Genomic DNA, 15,641 nt, shown 5'->3' on the forward strand with positions numbered 1-15,641 from the left:
ATTAAACTGCGATGGTCCTCAATTAGTAAAACTAATGTGAATACTGCTTGCGGAAACGCAGAGGCGAGATGCCAGCATACTGTTTGAAGCAGTTGGAGAAGTATGGGGCGTACCCAAAACCGACGCGTTCGGCGATCAGCCCGATCGGCCAATCGGTTTTGATCAGCAGCAGCTTAGCTTGTTCCAGTCGATACTCGTGCAGATATTCCATCGGAGTACAGTGGTAGATCTCTTTCATACACCTAACAATATAGTTCGGGTGAAAATGAAGGGCCTCCGCAAGAGATTTATTCGTCACGTCGGATTGATAGTGCTGCCTAAGGTAAGCTTCCGCTTTCTCTGCGAGCTTTAAAGCAGGGGAGGCGTCGCTTCCACTATACCCTTCCTCTAATAGACGCAGCAGTTCCATGAACAGCTGCTGCTCGTTCCAAAAGGTCGCCGAGCGATGCTGGTCTGACGACGCGAGCATTTTGCGAAGGTGGCATTCGGCAAGGGTAAATTCCGGCGGCGAGGCAAACTGCCGAATCCGAATCGTATAGGGGTTTGCCCATGCGTGCTGGATCGGGTAGGCTGGGTTTGCAGCATTGTCCGCCGCTTGGAGCCAACTCCCTTTAAAGTCGAAATGATTCCAATAGAAAACAGTCTCTGTCTCACAAGGCTTCACCGCATAGTGATAACGGTCGGGCAATAGCAGCAGTGTCTGTCCTTCCGTTACCTCCCACTGCCTATCCTCTTCTCCGATATATAACGTCCCTTTGACAACCCAAAGCAGGTCGAAGATGCCGATATTCCGCCGGCTCGGGTGCTGTTCTCCCGGACTTAAGGTTGATAAGCCGGTCGAAATGTAATAGGGCACTGGCGGCAGCTCCATCCAAATGATTCCCGATTCGTTCATTCCCGATCCCCTCCCAATTGTAGTGTGAAATTTTATAAAAAATAGGTTCGTTTTATTCGTAGTTTATCCCTAAATTCAAGGATAAACTGGATGAGTGCGATAATCAAATGTCATATAAAACACATACAGTTTCTAGGAGGAAATGCATATGGGGATTTCAACGAGCATGCGGCTGAGTGGAAGGCGTGTACGCATACAGGATGGATTTTGGAACCAATTTACAGAGCTGGTGCGGGGGACGGTTATTCCCTACCAATGGGAGGCGCTTAACGACCGGATTCCAGATGCGGAGCCGAGTTATGCGATCCGTAATTTCCGGATTGCGGCCGGGATGGAGGAAGGCGAATTTGGAGGGATGGTTTTCCAGGACAGCGATGTGGCGAAGTGGATTGAAGCGGTCGGATACTCGCTTGCAAGCCAACCCGATCCCGAGCTGGAGCGAACTGCGGACGAGTTGATCGAGCTAGTTGCCAAGGCTCAGCACAACAATGGTTATCTGAACACGTATTACTCGATAAAAGAACCGGGTAAAGAGTGGACGAATCTTTATGAAGCGCACGAGCTGTACTGTGCGGGTCATATGATAGAGGCAGCGGTTGCGTATTACGAAGCCACGGGAAAACGGAAACTGCTTGATGTCGTGTGCAAATTTGCCGACTATATTGACACCGTATTTGGTCGTGAGCCAGGCAAACTGAGAGGGTATGACGGTCACCAGGAGATAGAGCTGGCGCTAGTGAAGCTGTATCATGCGACGGAAGAGGAGCGCTATTTGAAGCTGGCGCAATTTTTCATCGACGAGCGCGGTCAATTGCCGAACTTTCTGATTGAGGAATGCAAGCAAAGAGGCGGGTACAGTCATTGGGCGAAGAAGGAGCTGCCGATTCCGACCATCGAACAAATAGCCTATAATCAGGCGCATGTGCCAGTTCGTGAACAGGACGTCGCTTTAGGCCATTCCGTACGGGCGGTTTATATGTACGCGGCGATGGCGGACCTTGCAAGCTTGACAGATGACCGGGAGCTGCTCGAGGCGTGCCGTCGATTGTGGGACAACACAACGAAACGGCAGATGTACATTACAGGCGGCATCGGCTCGACGCATCAAGGCGAGGCGTTCACCTTCGACCACGACTTGCCGAACGATACCGTATATGCGGAGACGTGCGCTTCCATCGGTCTCATCTTCTTCGCTCGTCGTATGCTGCTTCTGGAGGCGAAGAGCGAGTACGCTGACGTCCTGGAGAGGGCGCTGTACAACAATGTTTTAGGCAGTATGTCGCGGGACGGGAAGCATTATTTCTATGTCAATCCACTAGAAGTGTGGCCGAAGGCTTCCTTGAATAACCCGGACCGTAGGCATGTGAAGTCGGTGCGGCAGAAGTGGTTCGGCTGCTCCTGCTGCCCGCCGAATGTGGCGCGTCTTCTCACCTCGCTGAACGATTATATTTATACAACTTCTGCAGAGGATAACAAAGTTTATACGCATCTGTTCATTGGCAGCGAAGCGCAGTTCGAGCTTGCTGTCGGTCAAGTGGTATTGAAGCAGCAATCGCGTCTTCCTTGGGAAGGTTATGTGCGAATTGAATTAACTGCTGTTCCGGACGCTGCATTTACGCTTGCGCTGCGCATTCCATCTTGGTGCTATGGGCAAGCTGTGTTGAAAATTAACGGCAAGATTTCGGACTATGATGTTGAGAATGGATATGCGGCCTTATCTAGGCAATGGGCAGAGGGAGACATCGTGGAATGGGAGCCCGTGCTTGAGGCGCATTTGATCACCTCACATCCGGCGATCAGGGCCAATGCGGGTAAAGCTGCTATCGAACGCGGTCCGCTAGTTTATTGTCTGGAGGAAGCGGACAACGGCAGCTTGCTTCCTAATTTGTCTATCGATCGCAACGCGGAGCTGCAATCGTCTTACGACACCGAGCTGCTCGGTGGAGCGGTCGTCATTGAAGCGAAAGGTCGCGCCGATGAACGAGCTTCCTGGCAAGAGAACATGGCGTACCGCCCGCTTGCGCAGCAGCAAGTGTCTGAGCCGGTCAAGCTTAAAGCTGTACCTTATTATTTGTGGGGCAACCGACAGCCTGGCGAGATGACTGTCTGGATTCGTGTTTGAATGATCTTCGAAACGTCTCGTTTCGAAATTAATCATGCTCTTAGGTCAGTGATTTCATAATCGCGATCATGTGAACCGTAGAGGGGGAACGAGGAGGCGTTATTTGAACGAAAATGCCCGAAATCAGGATAAAGAGGAACGAGGAGGCGTTATTTCGCGGTTTTTGCCTCTGGATCGTTCTTTTCTGATAAAATAGCGTCCTCACGTTCCTCTTATTCGATTTCATGCGCAGAATTTCCGAAATAACGGCTATACGTTCCGCTAGCGAAAGATGTGGTGACTTTCCTTTGCAGTCGACAGAAAAAAATGAGAAGGCAAGAATCTTGCCACCTCATTTTTTTTGTTTTCTGTGCCCCTTCTTTCATTGTACAAACAGCTGTGAAAGTTTATCCGCATTCGGACTCCGGTACTAACGAGAAACAACAACTTAATATCGACATAGAGGCAGCCGGCTAGTGGCTGTGTTTATGCTAGTGAGCAGATTAGGTTAAACGGACGATCAACAAAGCTTATTAACTACATTTGCATGCAGTCCTTATTTCTAAACTTTAATGTTGATAGCATAAAAAAACCTTCCGAAAGGAAGGTTTAAATTAATATATCAATGATTATGATTAAACCCATTTATTTTATCCTAATCTTGTTTAGAAATTTTCACTATATTTTTTGAAATTGTCTAGAAACGTCTGCCAGCCTGCTTTTTGCATCTCAATGGAATTGGCGGTTTCTGCTTCAAAAACTTCAATTACCTTAGTTTCGTTTTCTTGACTAATAAAAGTGATCGTAACTTTTCTTCCATCTCCCAAAGTGTAAGAAATAAATTCATTTATCCTCACTTCATCATAAACTCCACCGAAATCAAATCCAAAGCTTCCATCCTTTGCTTCCATTCTTGTAAGAAATTTTCCGCCAACCCTTACATCATTTTCGGCATTTGGTGCATGCCAGTCATCAGAAGCAAAAGACCATTTTGTTATATGCTGTGGTTCTGTCCAATACTCCCACACTTTTCCAACTGGTGCATGAACTGTAGTTTCTACCGTGATTATTTGATTACCTGTTTCCATTATAATTACCGCCTCACTATATGTAATTTAGATCATCTATGGGTAATTATACCATTAAACTAGGGGCGAGCAATAGCCCAGGCTGCCGTCATCGGCAGCCTCTTCAGCCGGCTCGAAGACTCACTGTTTCGAAAGGAGGCCGTCCCGTGCAAGAGTGGACAATCGGCAATTGGAGCAATATGGTATAATGGGCTTGAATCGGGAGACAAGGGAGGAATATGTGATGAAGCTTATCGACTTAAGTGTGCCGATTAGTCCGCGCATCCGCGAGCCTCTACCGGCGAAGATCGAGTATGCGAACCATGAGGCCGGGGCACTGCAAGCGTCGGTGGCACTCGGACTTAAACAGGACGATTTTCCGGAAAGCAAAGCGTGGGCGACGGAAACGGTGACCCTGAACACGCATGCGGGTACTCATATCGACGCACCATGGCACTACTGGCCGACTTCGGAAGGGAAGCAGGCAAGAACGATTGACGAACTGCCGCTCGAATGGTTTTATTCCGACGGTGTAGTGCTCGATTTCAGCACGAAGCCGCCGGGTTACGAGATTACGACAGATGATCTGAAAGCGGAGCTGAAACGGATCGATTATACATTGAAACCGTACGATATTGTTCTCATCCGGAGCGATGCGGACAAACGGTTGTACCACGAGCATTATGCGTTCCTTCACGCCGGGGTATCTGCCGAGGCTACGCTGTGGCTACTGGATCAAGGCGTCAAGGTAGTCGGTACTGACGGCTGGGGCTGGGATATCCCGCTTAACCTGCAAGCTGAAGCGTACAAAAAGCAGCCAAGGGAAGGCGTCCTGTGGGCAGCGCATTATGTCGGCAAGGATCGGGAATATTGTCAGATCGAGAAACTGGCCAATTTGGAGAAAATTCCGAAGCCGTTCGGCTTCAAAGTATGCTGCTTTCCGATCAAAGTGGAAAAGGCGAGTGCAGGTTGGACACGTCCGGTCGCAATTGTGGAGGAATGAGACAGAAAAAGTGCTACAGCACGTACCATGTGTAGTAGTGCTTATTTTCAGTTATAACGAATCGGACTATGAAGGTGGGGCAAACAAGGTATCGCTAAGACAAGGGCAGTTAAATTTTAAAGATTTTGGTGCTTGTGAAGAGCGATGCAAACAATTCGTCAGAGTTGTTACCAATAAAGATATTCGTGACCCCAATTGGAAACCACTGAGTTAATGGAGAACGATACTACAGGAGCTGCATTGAAGCAGCTCTTTTTTTAATTCCATTGAACGGGCAGATTAGTTGAAATGGAACATTTCTTAGGCCCATGTGAAACTTCAATTCATTACTTTACCATTTCATATAGGAAGCTCCTATGGAATGGTTGTTTGAATCCCCGCAGGAATATCGACGTTTATACAAATGTTGACATGCAACTAAATTGTTGCATATAATAGAGACATGGATAAACTTTTTAAAGCACTTGCAGATGGAACACGCAGAGAATTACTCGACCTCTTGTTCGCGAATAACGGACAATCCTTGGGAGAACTCTGTAAACAAATGACGATAACTCGTCAAGCTGTTACAAAGCACCTTCTGCTGCTGGAAGAGGCAAATCTTGTTACTGTCGTTTGGCAAGGCCGTGAAAAGCTGCACTATCTTAATCCGGTACCTATCGGGGAAATTTATCATCGCTGGATCGGCAAGTTTGAGCATCACCGGGTTGAGGCATTAAACACACTAAAGCAAGCCTTAGAGGAGGATTCTGAACGTGAATAAGACTTCATTCGTTTATGCCACTTACATCGCAACTACACCCGAGAAGCTTTGGGCAGCCCTAACTAACAGTGAATTCACCAAGCAGTATTTTTTCGGTCGTGAAATCGTTTCAGATTGGCAAGTTGGTTCCAGCTTTAAATTGATGAATAAAGATAAGGTTGACCATCATGGTGAAGTTCTTGTATGCGAGCCGTATCGGTTACTCACAGTTACTTGGAGCGTTAAAGACGGTGAAGGGGAGAGAATCTCCAAGGTTACTTATGAATTAACACCCATGAACGCCACCATAAAATTGACGCTCCGGCACGAGGATTTATTAGAAAAGGATATTCGCAAAGATGAAGGCAAGATGGAAGGATTCAATAACGGCTGGCCTGCCATTCTCAGTAATTTAAAGAGCCTGCTCGAAACAGGCAAAACCCTGCCAGCCTTTTAATTTAACATTATTGATTCAATTAGATCTAAGGAGAGGTGAACAAATTGGAGCCGAATCAAGCGAATTATTCCATTAACCACGCAGGTGCATTTTCCAATTTTAGAAATGTAACGGAAGGAATGCTGAAAGGAAAAATTTTCTTGAAAGATTCGTTAAATCTTACGAGTATGGAAGTATCCCTCAATAATCTGCCCCCAAAGGGGGAAGTCCCCTTTTATCACAAACACAAACAAAATGAGGAACTCTACATCTTTCTTAAAGGACAAGGTCAATTTCAAGTGGACGGAAACGAATTTGATGTGTTTGAAGGAACTTCAGTTCGAATCGCTCCAGACGGAGTGAGAGTGTTACAGAATACGTCTGCTTCGGAAGACCTGTATTTTATCGTTATTCAAGCCAAAGAGAACAGCCTTACCCAATGGGTGGAGACAGACGGGATAATTCTGGAACAACCTGTCGAATGGGGAAAGAGCGTTGAGTAATTAACGGGGCGAAAAGCACCCGATAAAGGCCAGATATTCCTCTCACATGGGAATATCTGGCTTATTTAATTGATAAGGTCTTTTATTTATGGCTGGATTAATACGGACAATAGATCTGTAATATATATGAACTATAGGAGGGGAAAAATGTGAAATAATCATTCGTTGGAGGAGGGGACTATGAACGAAAGATCAATTGGAAAAAGCACGATGAGGAAGGAATCTTGGGAAAAGGTAACCGGAACGGCCAAATATGTGGATGACTTTTCGAAAATTGGCATACTACACGCCAAATTAGCGGTCAGTCCTCACGCCCATGCAAAAATCATATCCATTGATTCGTCGGACGCCTGGAAAGTTCCAGGTGTGAAGGCAGTCCTTATAGGTAAAGATCATCCAATTCTAACGGGTTCACCTTTAGAAGACCGCCCCCCCATTGCAATTGATAAAGTCAGATATTATGGTGAACCCGTTGCAATTGTCGTTGCGGAACAAGAATACGCTGCTGAGATGGCAGCACTGCTAATCAGAGTGGAGTATGAACTTTTACCTGTTCTGCACTCTCCAATGGAGGCCTATCAACAAGGTGCTCCTCTCCTTCATGAGCATCTATCCAATTACAAACGTCACGAAAATGTCTACCCGGAGCCTGGAACAAATATTGCTAACAGAACTAAAATACGGAAAGGGAATATGGAGGAGGGATGGAAGAAAAGCGATCATATCATTGATGTTCACGTTACCTTACCACAGTCAGACCATGCAGCTATGGAAACACGACGCTGTACTGCGGAAATTTTACCTGACGGAAAAGTAATTATTTCTTCCGCATCACAATCCCCCTATATCATTCGAAGAACGATCAGTCAAACTTTTCACATTCCTCTTCAAAAAATTATCGTTCATACACCTTTAGTCGGAGGATCATTTGGTGGAAAAGCAGCCATTCAGTTGGAATATCTCGCCTATTTGGCTTCCAGTGCTGTTGGAGGAAAAACAGTTAAACTCGTTAATTCCAGAGAACAAGATATGATTTCTTCACCCGTTCATATTGGACTAGATGCCAGAATTAGACTTGGTTGTACGAACGAAGGGAAACTTATGGCGGCTGAAATACTATTTTTATTCGATAGTGGAGCCTATTCAGATCGGGGAGCGGTGATGAGTCGAGCGGGAGCCGCCGATTGTACGGGGCCCTATAAGATTAATAATGTTCATTGCGACTCTTTATGCATGTATACAAACCATCCATATGCTACGTCATTTCGCGGATTCGGTATTGTTATGTTTAATCCCGACGGAAGTATCAATCTGCTTTGTGGAGCCGTGGAAATCGGTCAAGGCACGAGGACTGCACTTACTCAAATTTTATCCGAACGGTTAAGCATGGATGATCGGATGATACACATTTCCACGGATGTGAATACCGAAACTGATCCCCAGCTTTGGAAAACCGTGGCGAGCAGAAGCACATTTTTGGTTGGCAATGCTGTTCTTGCAGCAGCTGAGGATGCCATCATACAGCTAAAAGATATAGCATCTCAAGTACTAGAATGCTCTCCGAACGAGTTGGATGTTGGTAAGGGGAGAGTATACTTCAAAAATGGTTCCGGTACCGGAATAGAAGTTGAGAAAATCGCCAACGGATATAAATTCCCTGACGGCCACACGATAGGTGGACAGGTAATCGGACGCGGGAGTAACGCCATGCGAAATTTAACTTTAATGGATCCGGAAACGGGTAAAGGAAACCCCGGTCCCGAGTGGACGGTAGGTGCGCAAGCGGTTGAAATTGAATTGGATACGAGAGAGTACACATATAAAATCATTAATGCGGCAACTGTCATTGACGCAGGAAAGGTAATCAATCCAGGATTAGCTCGGGGTCAAATCACCGGCGGTATGAGTATAGGCCTGAGTCTAGCCAGTCGGGAAGTATTAGTTAGTAATGATAGTGGGGTCATACTAAACCCGCAACTACGGACATACAAGTTGATTCGTTATGGAGAGCAGCCGAAGTACTTTATTGATTTTGTCGAGACTCCTCATTTAGAAGCGCCTTATGGATTGCGTGGAATAGGCGAACATGGTGTGATTGGAATGCCTGCCGCGTTGGCGAACAGCTTGTCGACTGCCATCGGTCTAGGACTTAATCATTTGCCTTTAACGCCCGAAGTGATCTGGAGGACGATCCATGATTCCTTTTGACTTTGAATATTATAAACCTGCTTCAGTTCAAAAGGCCGTGGAATTATTTCAGTACCTGCAAACGCAGGGGAAAAATCCTCTGTATTTTTCCGGTGGAACTGAAATTATTACATTTGCCCGTAGAAATTTCATTCACCCAAGAGCAGTCGTCGATTTGAAGGCCATTCCAGAGAGCAACGTTACTGAATTACAAAAGGATGGTCTGGTTATCGGATCTAGCGTCTCGTTATCGAGTTTATCCGCATCGAATCTGTTCCCGTTATTGAGCGAAGCCGCCAAAGGAGTCGCGGATCAAACAGCTCGGAATAAAATTACGCTCGGAGGGAACATCTGCGGTGAAATACATTATCGGGAGGCTGTCCTCCCTTTGTTGTTGGCAGACAGCCGTATGATTATAGCAGGACCAGAAGGGATAAAAGTGACTAATATTCATCATGTTTTCTTGCAGCGGATGAGATTGGATAGTAATGAATTTCTATTACAAACGATCATAGATCGTGAATATTTAACTTTGCCATGGATTCATTTTAAAAAAAGGCAAATTGGTAACGTAGGCTATCCTCTTGTTACTGTGGCTGGGTTAAAAAAGGGAAAACAGATTCGTATAGCATTTAGCGGCGTTTGCGCATTTCCTTTTCGATCTATTGAAATCGAACAAATAGTAAACAACGCAAGATTGTCCTTAGCAGAAAGAATTGATCAGATAATCCGGAACCTTCCGGCTCCCGTTTTAAATAATACGGAAGGCTCTGCCGATTATCGAACGTTTGTGCTCAAAAATACGTTGTTCGAAACAGTAAAAAGGTTAGAAGGGAGGTAAAGTATGTCACTTCAGGAAACTGGCGTATATCCAGTCATATTCCAAATTAACGGAGAAAGAAAGACTATACAGGCACGAGGTGCAGACACTCTGCTGTATGTGCTGCGAGAAGGTCTCGGTTTGACGGGGAATAAATCCGGTTGTGACAATGGCGATTGCGGTGCTTGTACCATATTAGTTAACGATCTCCCTATGAAAGCCTGCCTTATACTCGCAGTGGAAGCGGAAGGGCAGCATATAACAACGATCGAGGGATTAAAAGATTCCCCAGTACAACAGGCCTTTGTTCAAAAACAGGCGTTCCAATGCGGATACTGCACTCCCGGGTTTATTATGAATTGTCATGGTTTGGCGAAATTGCACCCAGATGCAAACGAGGAAATGGTTCAGTTATGGCTTGAGTCCAACATTTGCAGGTGTACGTCTTATCTAGAAATATATGAAGTAATGAAAACAATCTTTGCTTTTGAAAGTCGTATTGAACCAAAAACGTTTGGGGATTGAAGAGAAAACTTCATCACCTAAGCAGATGCCTATGTCAAATTCCTTTAAACATACATAATGTGAGTAAACTGGGATAAAGGAGTTAAGACATGAATAAGGTACCTGTAACAGGTTTTGTATTTCACTCAAACGACTCATCATCAGATCATTCGCATGGATTGTACATTACTTCTTGGGATGGCAGGCCATACTTGCATCGGCATATGTTTTCAGGCATTACTTCATTAAATGATGGTCATGTACACGAATACATTGGCATTACGGAGCCAGCTCCGACAGGCGTCCCTCACGTTCATCGTTATCATACAGTTACTTCCTTGAATGACGGTCACACTCATATTATTGAAGGAGCAACAGGTCCAGCAATCGATCTTCCCACTGGAGGGCATGTTCATTATTTTGAAGGATTTACAACAGTAAATGGCATGCACCCACATACTCATCATTATAAGGGAACCACAGGAAATGAAGTTTGTTAGGCGGAGAGGGGCAAACTAAAATGTTCATCTATAGTCGATGAATATTCTTGAAGAAAATGTAATTAAGAGAACTTTTCTATGTCTAATCGGACATTAGGGAAAGTTCTCTTTTTTTTAACTTCCTAAGAACAACGGTGTAGCTCAATATAATTTTATATTGGATTTTGTTATAAATCACGGAGTTATTTGCACCAGGAAGTTTGCATTGTATAATTAGTCCAAGAACCTTCCTTTTAAAAGCCCAAATGTGAGAGATTGCTGAATGTACTTCTATGTTAAAGCGTCTGATTTGTTCTGGGTCAGTTATGGGAACACCATTAAAAGGAGAGATAGACGATGACAAGAACAATTTCTAAAGGCCGACTATGGACGGCGAGAGTGATGAGCGGAATAGCCATTTTGTTTATGCTGCTTGACAGTATCATGAAATTATTTAAACCTGCGTTTGTTGTTGATTCTACCGTATCACTTGGTTATCAGGAACATCATATTTATTTGATGGGCATACTCGGACTTATTTCTACTATTCTTTATGCATTACCTCGTACTACGATCTTAGGTGCAGTGTTGTTGACCGGTTATTTTGGCGGCGTGATTGCGACACAGGTTCGTATAGATGCCCCACTTTTTTCTTCGATCCTATTTCCCGCTTATCTTGCAGTGTTGGTTTGGGGAGGCCTTTGGTTGAGGAATGAGCAAGTGCGCAAATTATTTTCTTTGCAAAAATAAATGAGAGACTTTTAGTCTAATAATTATTCATCACGTTTCACGCAAAGCCGGCAGCGTCCCTCAGGATGCTGCATTTTTATTATCTCTGCACAACCTCTACATACTTGAGTTCAAGAATTCATGGAGAGGGATCCCTTTTTGAAACGCACTTTTGAACCTTTTTAACATACAAGGTCGGGACGGAAAACGGTAGTGCCATAATTGTAAATAGAAGGAAAATTATGATGGATACCGAAATGAATACATATTACCAAAATCCGGGGGTGTTGTCTGGTGAAAAAATTAATTAAGAGAATTTCAGCAGTTGAAATTCCTGTTTCAAATTTAGAAGGCTCAATAAATTGGTATGTTAAGGTATTAGGATTGGAAGTACAGTACAGAGGTTCAAATGATGCCATGTTAACTTTTAATGAAATAGGTGTACCAGGTATTTTTCTTTGTCAAACGAAGGATATCCAAAGATTGCAATTCGTAAATACTTCTAACGATATAACCCACAGTGTTATAGATTTCTATACTGCTAATCTGGAAGAATTTCGTAATTATCTAATAGAACAACATGTTGAAGTTGGGAAGCTGAATATGAACCTCGACCACGGGGGATTTGGCTTCAAAGACCCAGATGGAAATTTATTAAGTGCGTGTAATGCCATTCAAAGAGGACAGGTATAATTTTTTTCTTACTAGAAGAGATTCGGTTCTACAGGCTGCTTTGAGTTGCGTCACCTGCCGTTCAAAACATATTTCTCACGATGTAGAAATTCATAGATTTGGATCGTCATTATAGTGAAGACATGAAACACCCCATTATGAATGTCGAGAGGAGCAATAACATGAATTACACACTGCTAATGTATGAAACGACGGAGGATTTCGCCAAACGAGCCGATCCGATTCACAAGGAGGCGTATGCCGCAAGCTGGGCCCATTATGTCACAGCATTGCACGATTCCGGCATTGTTGTAACCAGCGCAGGCCTCCAGTCTCCGGAGACGGCGACCACGCTTAGCCGCAAAGGCGGCGAATTGCTGGTTCAGGATGGCCCGATTACCGAAACCAAGGAGCAAATCGGCGGTTTGGTCATCATCGACGTACCAGATTTGGACACCGCATTGGAATGGGCGGCACGTTGTCCAGGCAGCTCGGTTGAGGTCCGCCCCAACTTGCATCCGATCTCGAAATGAGCGCCATGCATGCTCACCAAATGATCGAACAGACGGCCCGTGATTCCTACGGCCGTCTGGTTGCTTTTCTGGCTGTGCATTGGCGTGACCTGGCCGCAGCGGAGGATGCGCTTGCCGACGCTTTCCTAGCCGCGTTGGAATCATGGCCTGTGACCGGAGTGCCAGATAAGCCCGAGGCCTGGCTGCTTACTGCTGCGCGGCGCCGACTGATCGACGGCACCCGGCATGCCCGAGTGCACGCCGGTGTGAAGGAGACTTTGATCGCAATGGCGCAAAACGCGCAGCAATGGGCCGGACCCGACTCGTCTTTTCCAGATGAAAGGCTCAAGATGCTGTTTATTTGCGCTCATCCCGAAATTGACCCTGCCGTGCGCACACCGCTCATGCTCCAGTCCGTGCTTGGCCTTGACGCAGCCCGCATTGCTTCTGCCTTCGTGGTTAAGCCTGCTACGATGGGGCAGCGTCTTACCCGCGCGAAATCGAAACTGAAGAGCGACGACATTAAATTCGACTTACCAGGAAAGGATGAATGGCCTGAGCGCCTTGATGCTGTGCTTGAAGCCATCTATGCAGCCTATGGGAGCGGCTGGGATGATGTGGCCGGCGTAGATCCACGCCGGAAAGGACTGGCCGAAGAAGCGATTTTCATGGGAAGACTGATCGTACAGTTCATGCCAGGAGAACCGGAAGTGCTGGGATTGATGGCACTTACGCTGCACTGCGAAGCTCGCCGCCATGCACGGCGCGATGAGGCAGGCGGCTATGTTCCGATAACCGAACAGGATCATTCCCGTTGGTCAATCACGATGATCGAGGAAGCGGAGCATTGTCTTCGTGCTGCCGCACAAGGGAACCGCATCGGACGGTTCCAGCTTGAAGCGGCGATTCAGTCTGTGCATGCCCAGCGTGCCTGGACTGGCCGAACAGAGTGGGAAGAGATTGCGTTGCTGTACGAGGGGCTCGTGGGTATAGCTCCAACGATCGGTGCAATTGTCGGCCGGGCGGCAGCCGTTGCTGAGGCGCGTGGAGCTGAAATCGGGATGGCGCTGTTGGAAGAAGTACCGGTCGAAGCAGTCAAGAGCTATCAGCCTTATTGGGCGCTGAGCGCTCATTTGTTCAAACGGATGCAGAGGTTCGAAGAGGCCCGTACCTCATACAGCCGCTCCATCGGACTGTGCATGGATCCTTCCATTCGCGCGTTTCTGGAGAAGCAAGCTGATGAATGTTAGTTGTCAGGTCTGTCGTCATGGATGTCCATATCCAGGGACAGACCTTTTTTTTTGGTGTTGTTCTCGAAATCGCTTCTGCTATGCCCGCTTTATAAGGGATTTGAACTAGCCTTACTCATTTCGTCGAGCATACGTTTTCGAACGATCATGGGGTTAAGATCGGGTGAGGAGATGTGTTTCAAATAGTGTGAGGCACTATTTTCGATTTGGTCATCCATCGCCTTGACTGCGCCGTAAAATTTATAATGCGGTAGGAAAGTCATGCCGATTTGATTGGCAAATGCTTGAAAGGGTCGGATCAGTTCGCTGATTGTATAGCCAATCATGCCACCCGACTGGTAGGACGATTCATCGCCTCCAATCGACATGGCAAGGATTAGTTCTTTCCCCGCAACGGCTTTACCGCCGGCTCCGAATAGCCAGGATGTCGTAAACACGCTATCGAGCCATTGCTTGAGTAAAGCCGGCATACTGTACCATTGGATTGGAAATTGAAATACAATGCGGTCGTGCCTTGCAATGAGGTCTTGTTCATTCTCAGCGTTGATTACATAATCGGGGTATGCTTTGTACAGTTCTTGAACGGTAATTTGATCGGGATATCCATGCAATTCCGCCAACCAGCGTTTATTTACACGTGACTGTTCGATGTTCGGGTGAGCTGCAATGACCAGAATTCTCATCAATCTCCTCCCTTTGTTTCGGCCTCGATGGTCTTTTTCATAACCTCTGCTCCGCGTTTTACTCGTGCTTGAATCTTAGTAGTGAGATGACGTACCATGCCGCCATTTGGCAGGATGAATGTTCTTTCGTGACCGTCCATAAGGGTATTCTCGGTATAGCCGGGGACCAAACGATAATGGACAGCACCTACGTCGCTCACCGCGTCCCATACCTGCTCCGGCGAGGCATCAATCACAATCTCCTTGTAAATCGTTGGGAAATGATCACGCTCCTTGAGATCATTATATTTTTGATTGAGAACTCAGTCAACAATAAAATGTACATTCAATCCGGCTTGAATAACGAAATTGCCGATTCGGCGATTTGTTGGAATTTTTCACCCATTACACGGTTAATTTCCGTCTCTTTCAAGCCCTGAGCAGCGAGATCCTGAAGCAGTTGATCCAGATAACTCATTCCTTGGGAAATAGCTCCCCAATATTGCATGGCCATAAGGTTCACGTCTCCCTGACGGATGACACCATGCCCAATTCCTTTGTCAATTGCTTGGGCCATTGGCTTGATAAAGCTCTTCATCCATTCAAATGGCGACATTTCTCCGGGCTCATATAGATGATGCAGATCCAGGCTGATTCGCATATAAAAACGCTGGGTCTGTGGATCCTTGATCACACGCTCACAGATGAGCATGGCATAGTTTTTGAATTGCTCGAGCACCGGCGAATCCTGTTCAAAATACACTGTTGTGTAGTGTAGGGACTGGTCCATCATGTTTTCGTAAAGCTCTCGAAAAAGCATCTTTTTATTCTTGAAGTAATAATATACCAGACCATGTGCAAGACCCGCCTGATCTGCAACATCGCTCAATGTCGTAGCCGAATAGCCCTTTGCCACATAGACGTGAACGGCAGCATGTAAAATCTCTTGTTTACGTTGCTCACGAATGAACTCATTCTGTTTCTTTGTACGGGGAGACATGTCATCACACCTTGTTATGATTTTTTATTAATAGTATACGTTACAGCGGTTAAGATGGAAAACGATTAAACACGCCCTT

At 45.9% G+C, this 15,641-nt stretch carries 19 protein-coding genes and 1 pseudogene; 15 read left to right on the plus strand and 5 right to left on the minus strand.

Annotated elements, in window-relative coordinates; genetic code table 11:
- Positions 1–31 precede the first annotated feature (31 nt).
- Entirely contained in the window at positions 32–895 is an 864-nt protein-coding gene (locus ASG93_RS28420; RefSeq protein WP_056837569.1) for a helix-turn-helix transcriptional regulator, read from the minus strand.
- 148 nt (positions 896–1,043) lie between these two features.
- On the opposite strand from ASG93_RS28420, the gene ASG93_RS28425 reads away from it, so the two are divergent.
- Entirely contained in the window at positions 1,044–3,017 is a 1,974-nt protein-coding gene (locus ASG93_RS28425; protein ID WP_056837571.1) for a glycoside hydrolase family 127 protein, read from the plus strand.
- 644 nt (positions 3,018–3,661) lie between these two features.
- Here ASG93_RS28425 and ASG93_RS28430 read toward each other — a convergent pair.
- On the minus strand, positions 3,662–4,084 hold the full coding sequence (locus ASG93_RS28430; protein ID WP_056837573.1) for an SRPBCC family protein: 423 nt from the start codon (positions 4,082–4,084) through the stop codon (positions 3,662–3,664).
- 223 nt (positions 4,085–4,307) lie between these two features.
- Here ASG93_RS28430 and ASG93_RS28435 point away from each other — a divergent pair, with 223 nt between their 5' ends.
- From ASG93_RS28435 to ASG93_RS28490, 14 genes and pseudogenes are all read left to right on the plus strand, one after another.
- Positions 4,308–5,066, plus strand: a complete 759-nt coding sequence (locus ASG93_RS28435) for a cyclase family protein (protein ID WP_082615165.1) — start codon at positions 4,308–4,310, stop codon at positions 5,064–5,066.
- A 37-nt stretch (positions 5,067–5,103) separates the two neighbouring features.
- Positions 5,104–5,280: a CPCC family cysteine-rich protein gene (locus ASG93_RS34585; RefSeq protein ID WP_235551004.1), complete on the plus strand. Its 177-nt coding sequence runs from the start codon at positions 5,104–5,106 to the stop codon at positions 5,278–5,280.
- Between the two features lie 228 nt (positions 5,281–5,508).
- On the plus strand, positions 5,509–5,829 hold the full coding sequence (locus ASG93_RS28440) for an ArsR/SmtB family transcription factor (RefSeq protein WP_056837575.1): 321 nt from the start codon (positions 5,509–5,511) through the stop codon (positions 5,827–5,829).
- On the plus strand, positions 5,822–6,265 hold the full coding sequence (locus tag ASG93_RS28445; RefSeq protein WP_063891978.1) for an SRPBCC family protein: 444 nt from the start codon (positions 5,822–5,824) through the stop codon (positions 6,263–6,265). The genes ASG93_RS28440 and ASG93_RS28445 overlap by 8 nt, the downstream gene beginning before the upstream one ends.
- A gap of 35 nt (positions 6,266–6,300) precedes the next feature.
- Complete coding sequence (locus ASG93_RS28450) at positions 6,301–6,747, plus strand: cupin domain-containing protein (protein WP_056837578.1); 447 nt, start codon at positions 6,301–6,303, stop codon at positions 6,745–6,747.
- 180 nt (positions 6,748–6,927) lie between these two features.
- Positions 6,928–8,955, plus strand: a complete 2,028-nt coding sequence (locus ASG93_RS28455) for a xanthine dehydrogenase family protein molybdopterin-binding subunit (RefSeq protein ID WP_056837580.1) — start codon at positions 6,928–6,930, stop codon at positions 8,953–8,955.
- Positions 8,942–9,775: an FAD binding domain-containing protein gene (locus tag ASG93_RS28460; RefSeq protein WP_056837583.1), complete on the plus strand. Its 834-nt coding sequence runs from the start codon at positions 8,942–8,944 to the stop codon at positions 9,773–9,775. Before ASG93_RS28455 ends, ASG93_RS28460 begins: the two co-directional genes overlap by 14 nt.
- Before the next feature lie 3 nt (positions 9,776–9,778).
- Positions 9,779–10,279: a (2Fe-2S)-binding protein gene (locus ASG93_RS28465; RefSeq protein WP_056837586.1), complete on the plus strand. Its 501-nt coding sequence runs from the start codon at positions 9,779–9,781 to the stop codon at positions 10,277–10,279.
- An 89-nt stretch (positions 10,280–10,368) separates the two neighbouring features.
- Positions 10,369–10,758: a YmaF family protein gene (locus tag ASG93_RS28470; RefSeq protein ID WP_056837587.1), complete on the plus strand. Its 390-nt coding sequence runs from the start codon at positions 10,369–10,371 to the stop codon at positions 10,756–10,758.
- Positions 10,759–11,094: 336 nt separating this feature from the next.
- The gene (locus ASG93_RS28475) at positions 11,095–11,487 is read left to right on the plus strand and encodes a DoxX family protein (protein WP_056837589.1); all 393 of its coding nucleotides are present in this window, start codon (positions 11,095–11,097) and stop codon (positions 11,485–11,487) included.
- 273 nt (positions 11,488–11,760) lie between these two features.
- Positions 11,761–12,159: a VOC family protein gene (locus ASG93_RS28480; protein WP_200984540.1), complete on the plus strand. Its 399-nt coding sequence runs from the start codon at positions 11,761–11,763 to the stop codon at positions 12,157–12,159.
- A gap of 161 nt (positions 12,160–12,320) precedes the next feature.
- Positions 12,321–12,671, plus strand: coding sequence for a YciI family protein (locus tag ASG93_RS28485; RefSeq protein ID WP_056837591.1), 351 nt, complete (start codon positions 12,321–12,323; stop codon positions 12,669–12,671).
- Positions 12,672–12,691: 20 nt separating this feature from the next.
- Positions 12,692–12,889, plus strand: a pseudogene (locus ASG93_RS36665) (sigma factor); the annotation flags it as partial.
- Positions 12,890–13,000: 111 nt separating this feature from the next.
- Positions 13,001–13,900 carry an RNA polymerase sigma factor gene (locus ASG93_RS28490; RefSeq protein ID WP_235551007.1) on the plus strand — a complete coding sequence of 300 codons (900 nt, stop codon included), beginning with the start codon at positions 13,001–13,003 and terminating at the stop codon, positions 13,898–13,900.
- Positions 13,901–13,989: 89 nt separating this feature from the next.
- On the opposite strand, the gene ASG93_RS28495 is transcribed toward ASG93_RS28490, so the two are convergent.
- The 3 genes from ASG93_RS28495 to ASG93_RS28505 all read right to left on the minus strand — a co-directional run bounded on the left by ASG93_RS28495 (position 13,990) and on the right by ASG93_RS28505 (position 15,562).
- Positions 13,990–14,583: an NAD(P)H-dependent oxidoreductase gene (locus ASG93_RS28495; RefSeq protein ID WP_056837593.1), complete on the minus strand. Its 594-nt coding sequence runs from the start codon at positions 14,581–14,583 to the stop codon at positions 13,990–13,992.
- Positions 14,583–14,834, minus strand: coding sequence for an SRPBCC family protein (locus tag ASG93_RS28500; RefSeq protein WP_082615151.1), 252 nt, complete (start codon positions 14,832–14,834; stop codon positions 14,583–14,585). Before ASG93_RS28500 ends, ASG93_RS28495 begins: the two co-directional genes overlap by 1 nt.
- 74 nt (positions 14,835–14,908) lie before the next feature.
- Positions 14,909–15,562 (minus strand): TetR/AcrR family transcriptional regulator, encoded by a 654-nt coding sequence (locus tag ASG93_RS28505; RefSeq protein WP_082615152.1) that lies wholly within the window; start codon positions 15,560–15,562, stop codon positions 14,909–14,911.
- Positions 15,563–15,641: the final 79 nt, after the last annotated feature.

It is taken from the genome of Paenibacillus sp. Soil787, from assembly GCF_001429545.1.
GTDB lineage: Bacteria > Bacillota > Bacilli > Paenibacillales > NBRC-103111 > Paenibacillus_E.

Coding starts and splice junctions, on each gene's coding strand:
- ASG93_RS28435 (WP_082615165.1), top strand. CDS start 4,308: ATGAAGCTTATCGACTTAAGTGTGCCGATTAGTCCGCGCATCCGCGAG.
- ASG93_RS28465 (WP_056837586.1), top strand. CDS start 9,779: ATGTCACTTCAGGAAACTGGCGTATATCCAGTCATATTCCAAATTAAC.
- ASG93_RS28430 (WP_056837573.1), bottom strand. CDS start 4,084: ATGGAAACAGGTAATCAAATAATCACGGTAGAAACTACAGTTCATGCA.
- ASG93_RS28495 (WP_056837593.1), bottom strand. CDS start 14,583: ATGAGAATTCTGGTCATTGCAGCTCACCCGAACATCGAACAGTCACGT.
- ASG93_RS28490 (WP_235551007.1), top strand. CDS start 13,001: ATGCTGTTTATTTGCGCTCATCCCGAAATTGACCCTGCCGTGCGCACA.
- ASG93_RS28485 (WP_056837591.1), top strand. CDS start 12,321: ATGAATTACACACTGCTAATGTATGAAACGACGGAGGATTTCGCCAAA.
- ASG93_RS28470 (WP_056837587.1), top strand. CDS start 10,369: ATGAATAAGGTACCTGTAACAGGTTTTGTATTTCACTCAAACGACTCA.
- ASG93_RS28425 (WP_056837571.1), top strand. CDS start 1,044: ATGGGGATTTCAACGAGCATGCGGCTGAGTGGAAGGCGTGTACGCATA.
- ASG93_RS28505 (WP_082615152.1), bottom strand. CDS start 15,562: ATGTCTCCCCGTACAAAGAAACAGAATGAGTTCATTCGTGAGCAACGT.
- ASG93_RS28420 (WP_056837569.1), bottom strand. CDS start 895: ATGAACGAATCGGGAATCATTTGGATGGAGCTGCCGCCAGTGCCCTAT.
- ASG93_RS28455 (WP_056837580.1), top strand. CDS start 6,928: ATGAACGAAAGATCAATTGGAAAAAGCACGATGAGGAAGGAATCTTGG.
- ASG93_RS28440 (WP_056837575.1), top strand. CDS start 5,509: ATGGATAAACTTTTTAAAGCACTTGCAGATGGAACACGCAGAGAATTA.
- ASG93_RS28475 (WP_056837589.1), top strand. CDS start 11,095: ATGACAAGAACAATTTCTAAAGGCCGACTATGGACGGCGAGAGTGATG.
- ASG93_RS28460 (WP_056837583.1), top strand. CDS start 8,942: ATGATTCCTTTTGACTTTGAATATTATAAACCTGCTTCAGTTCAAAAG.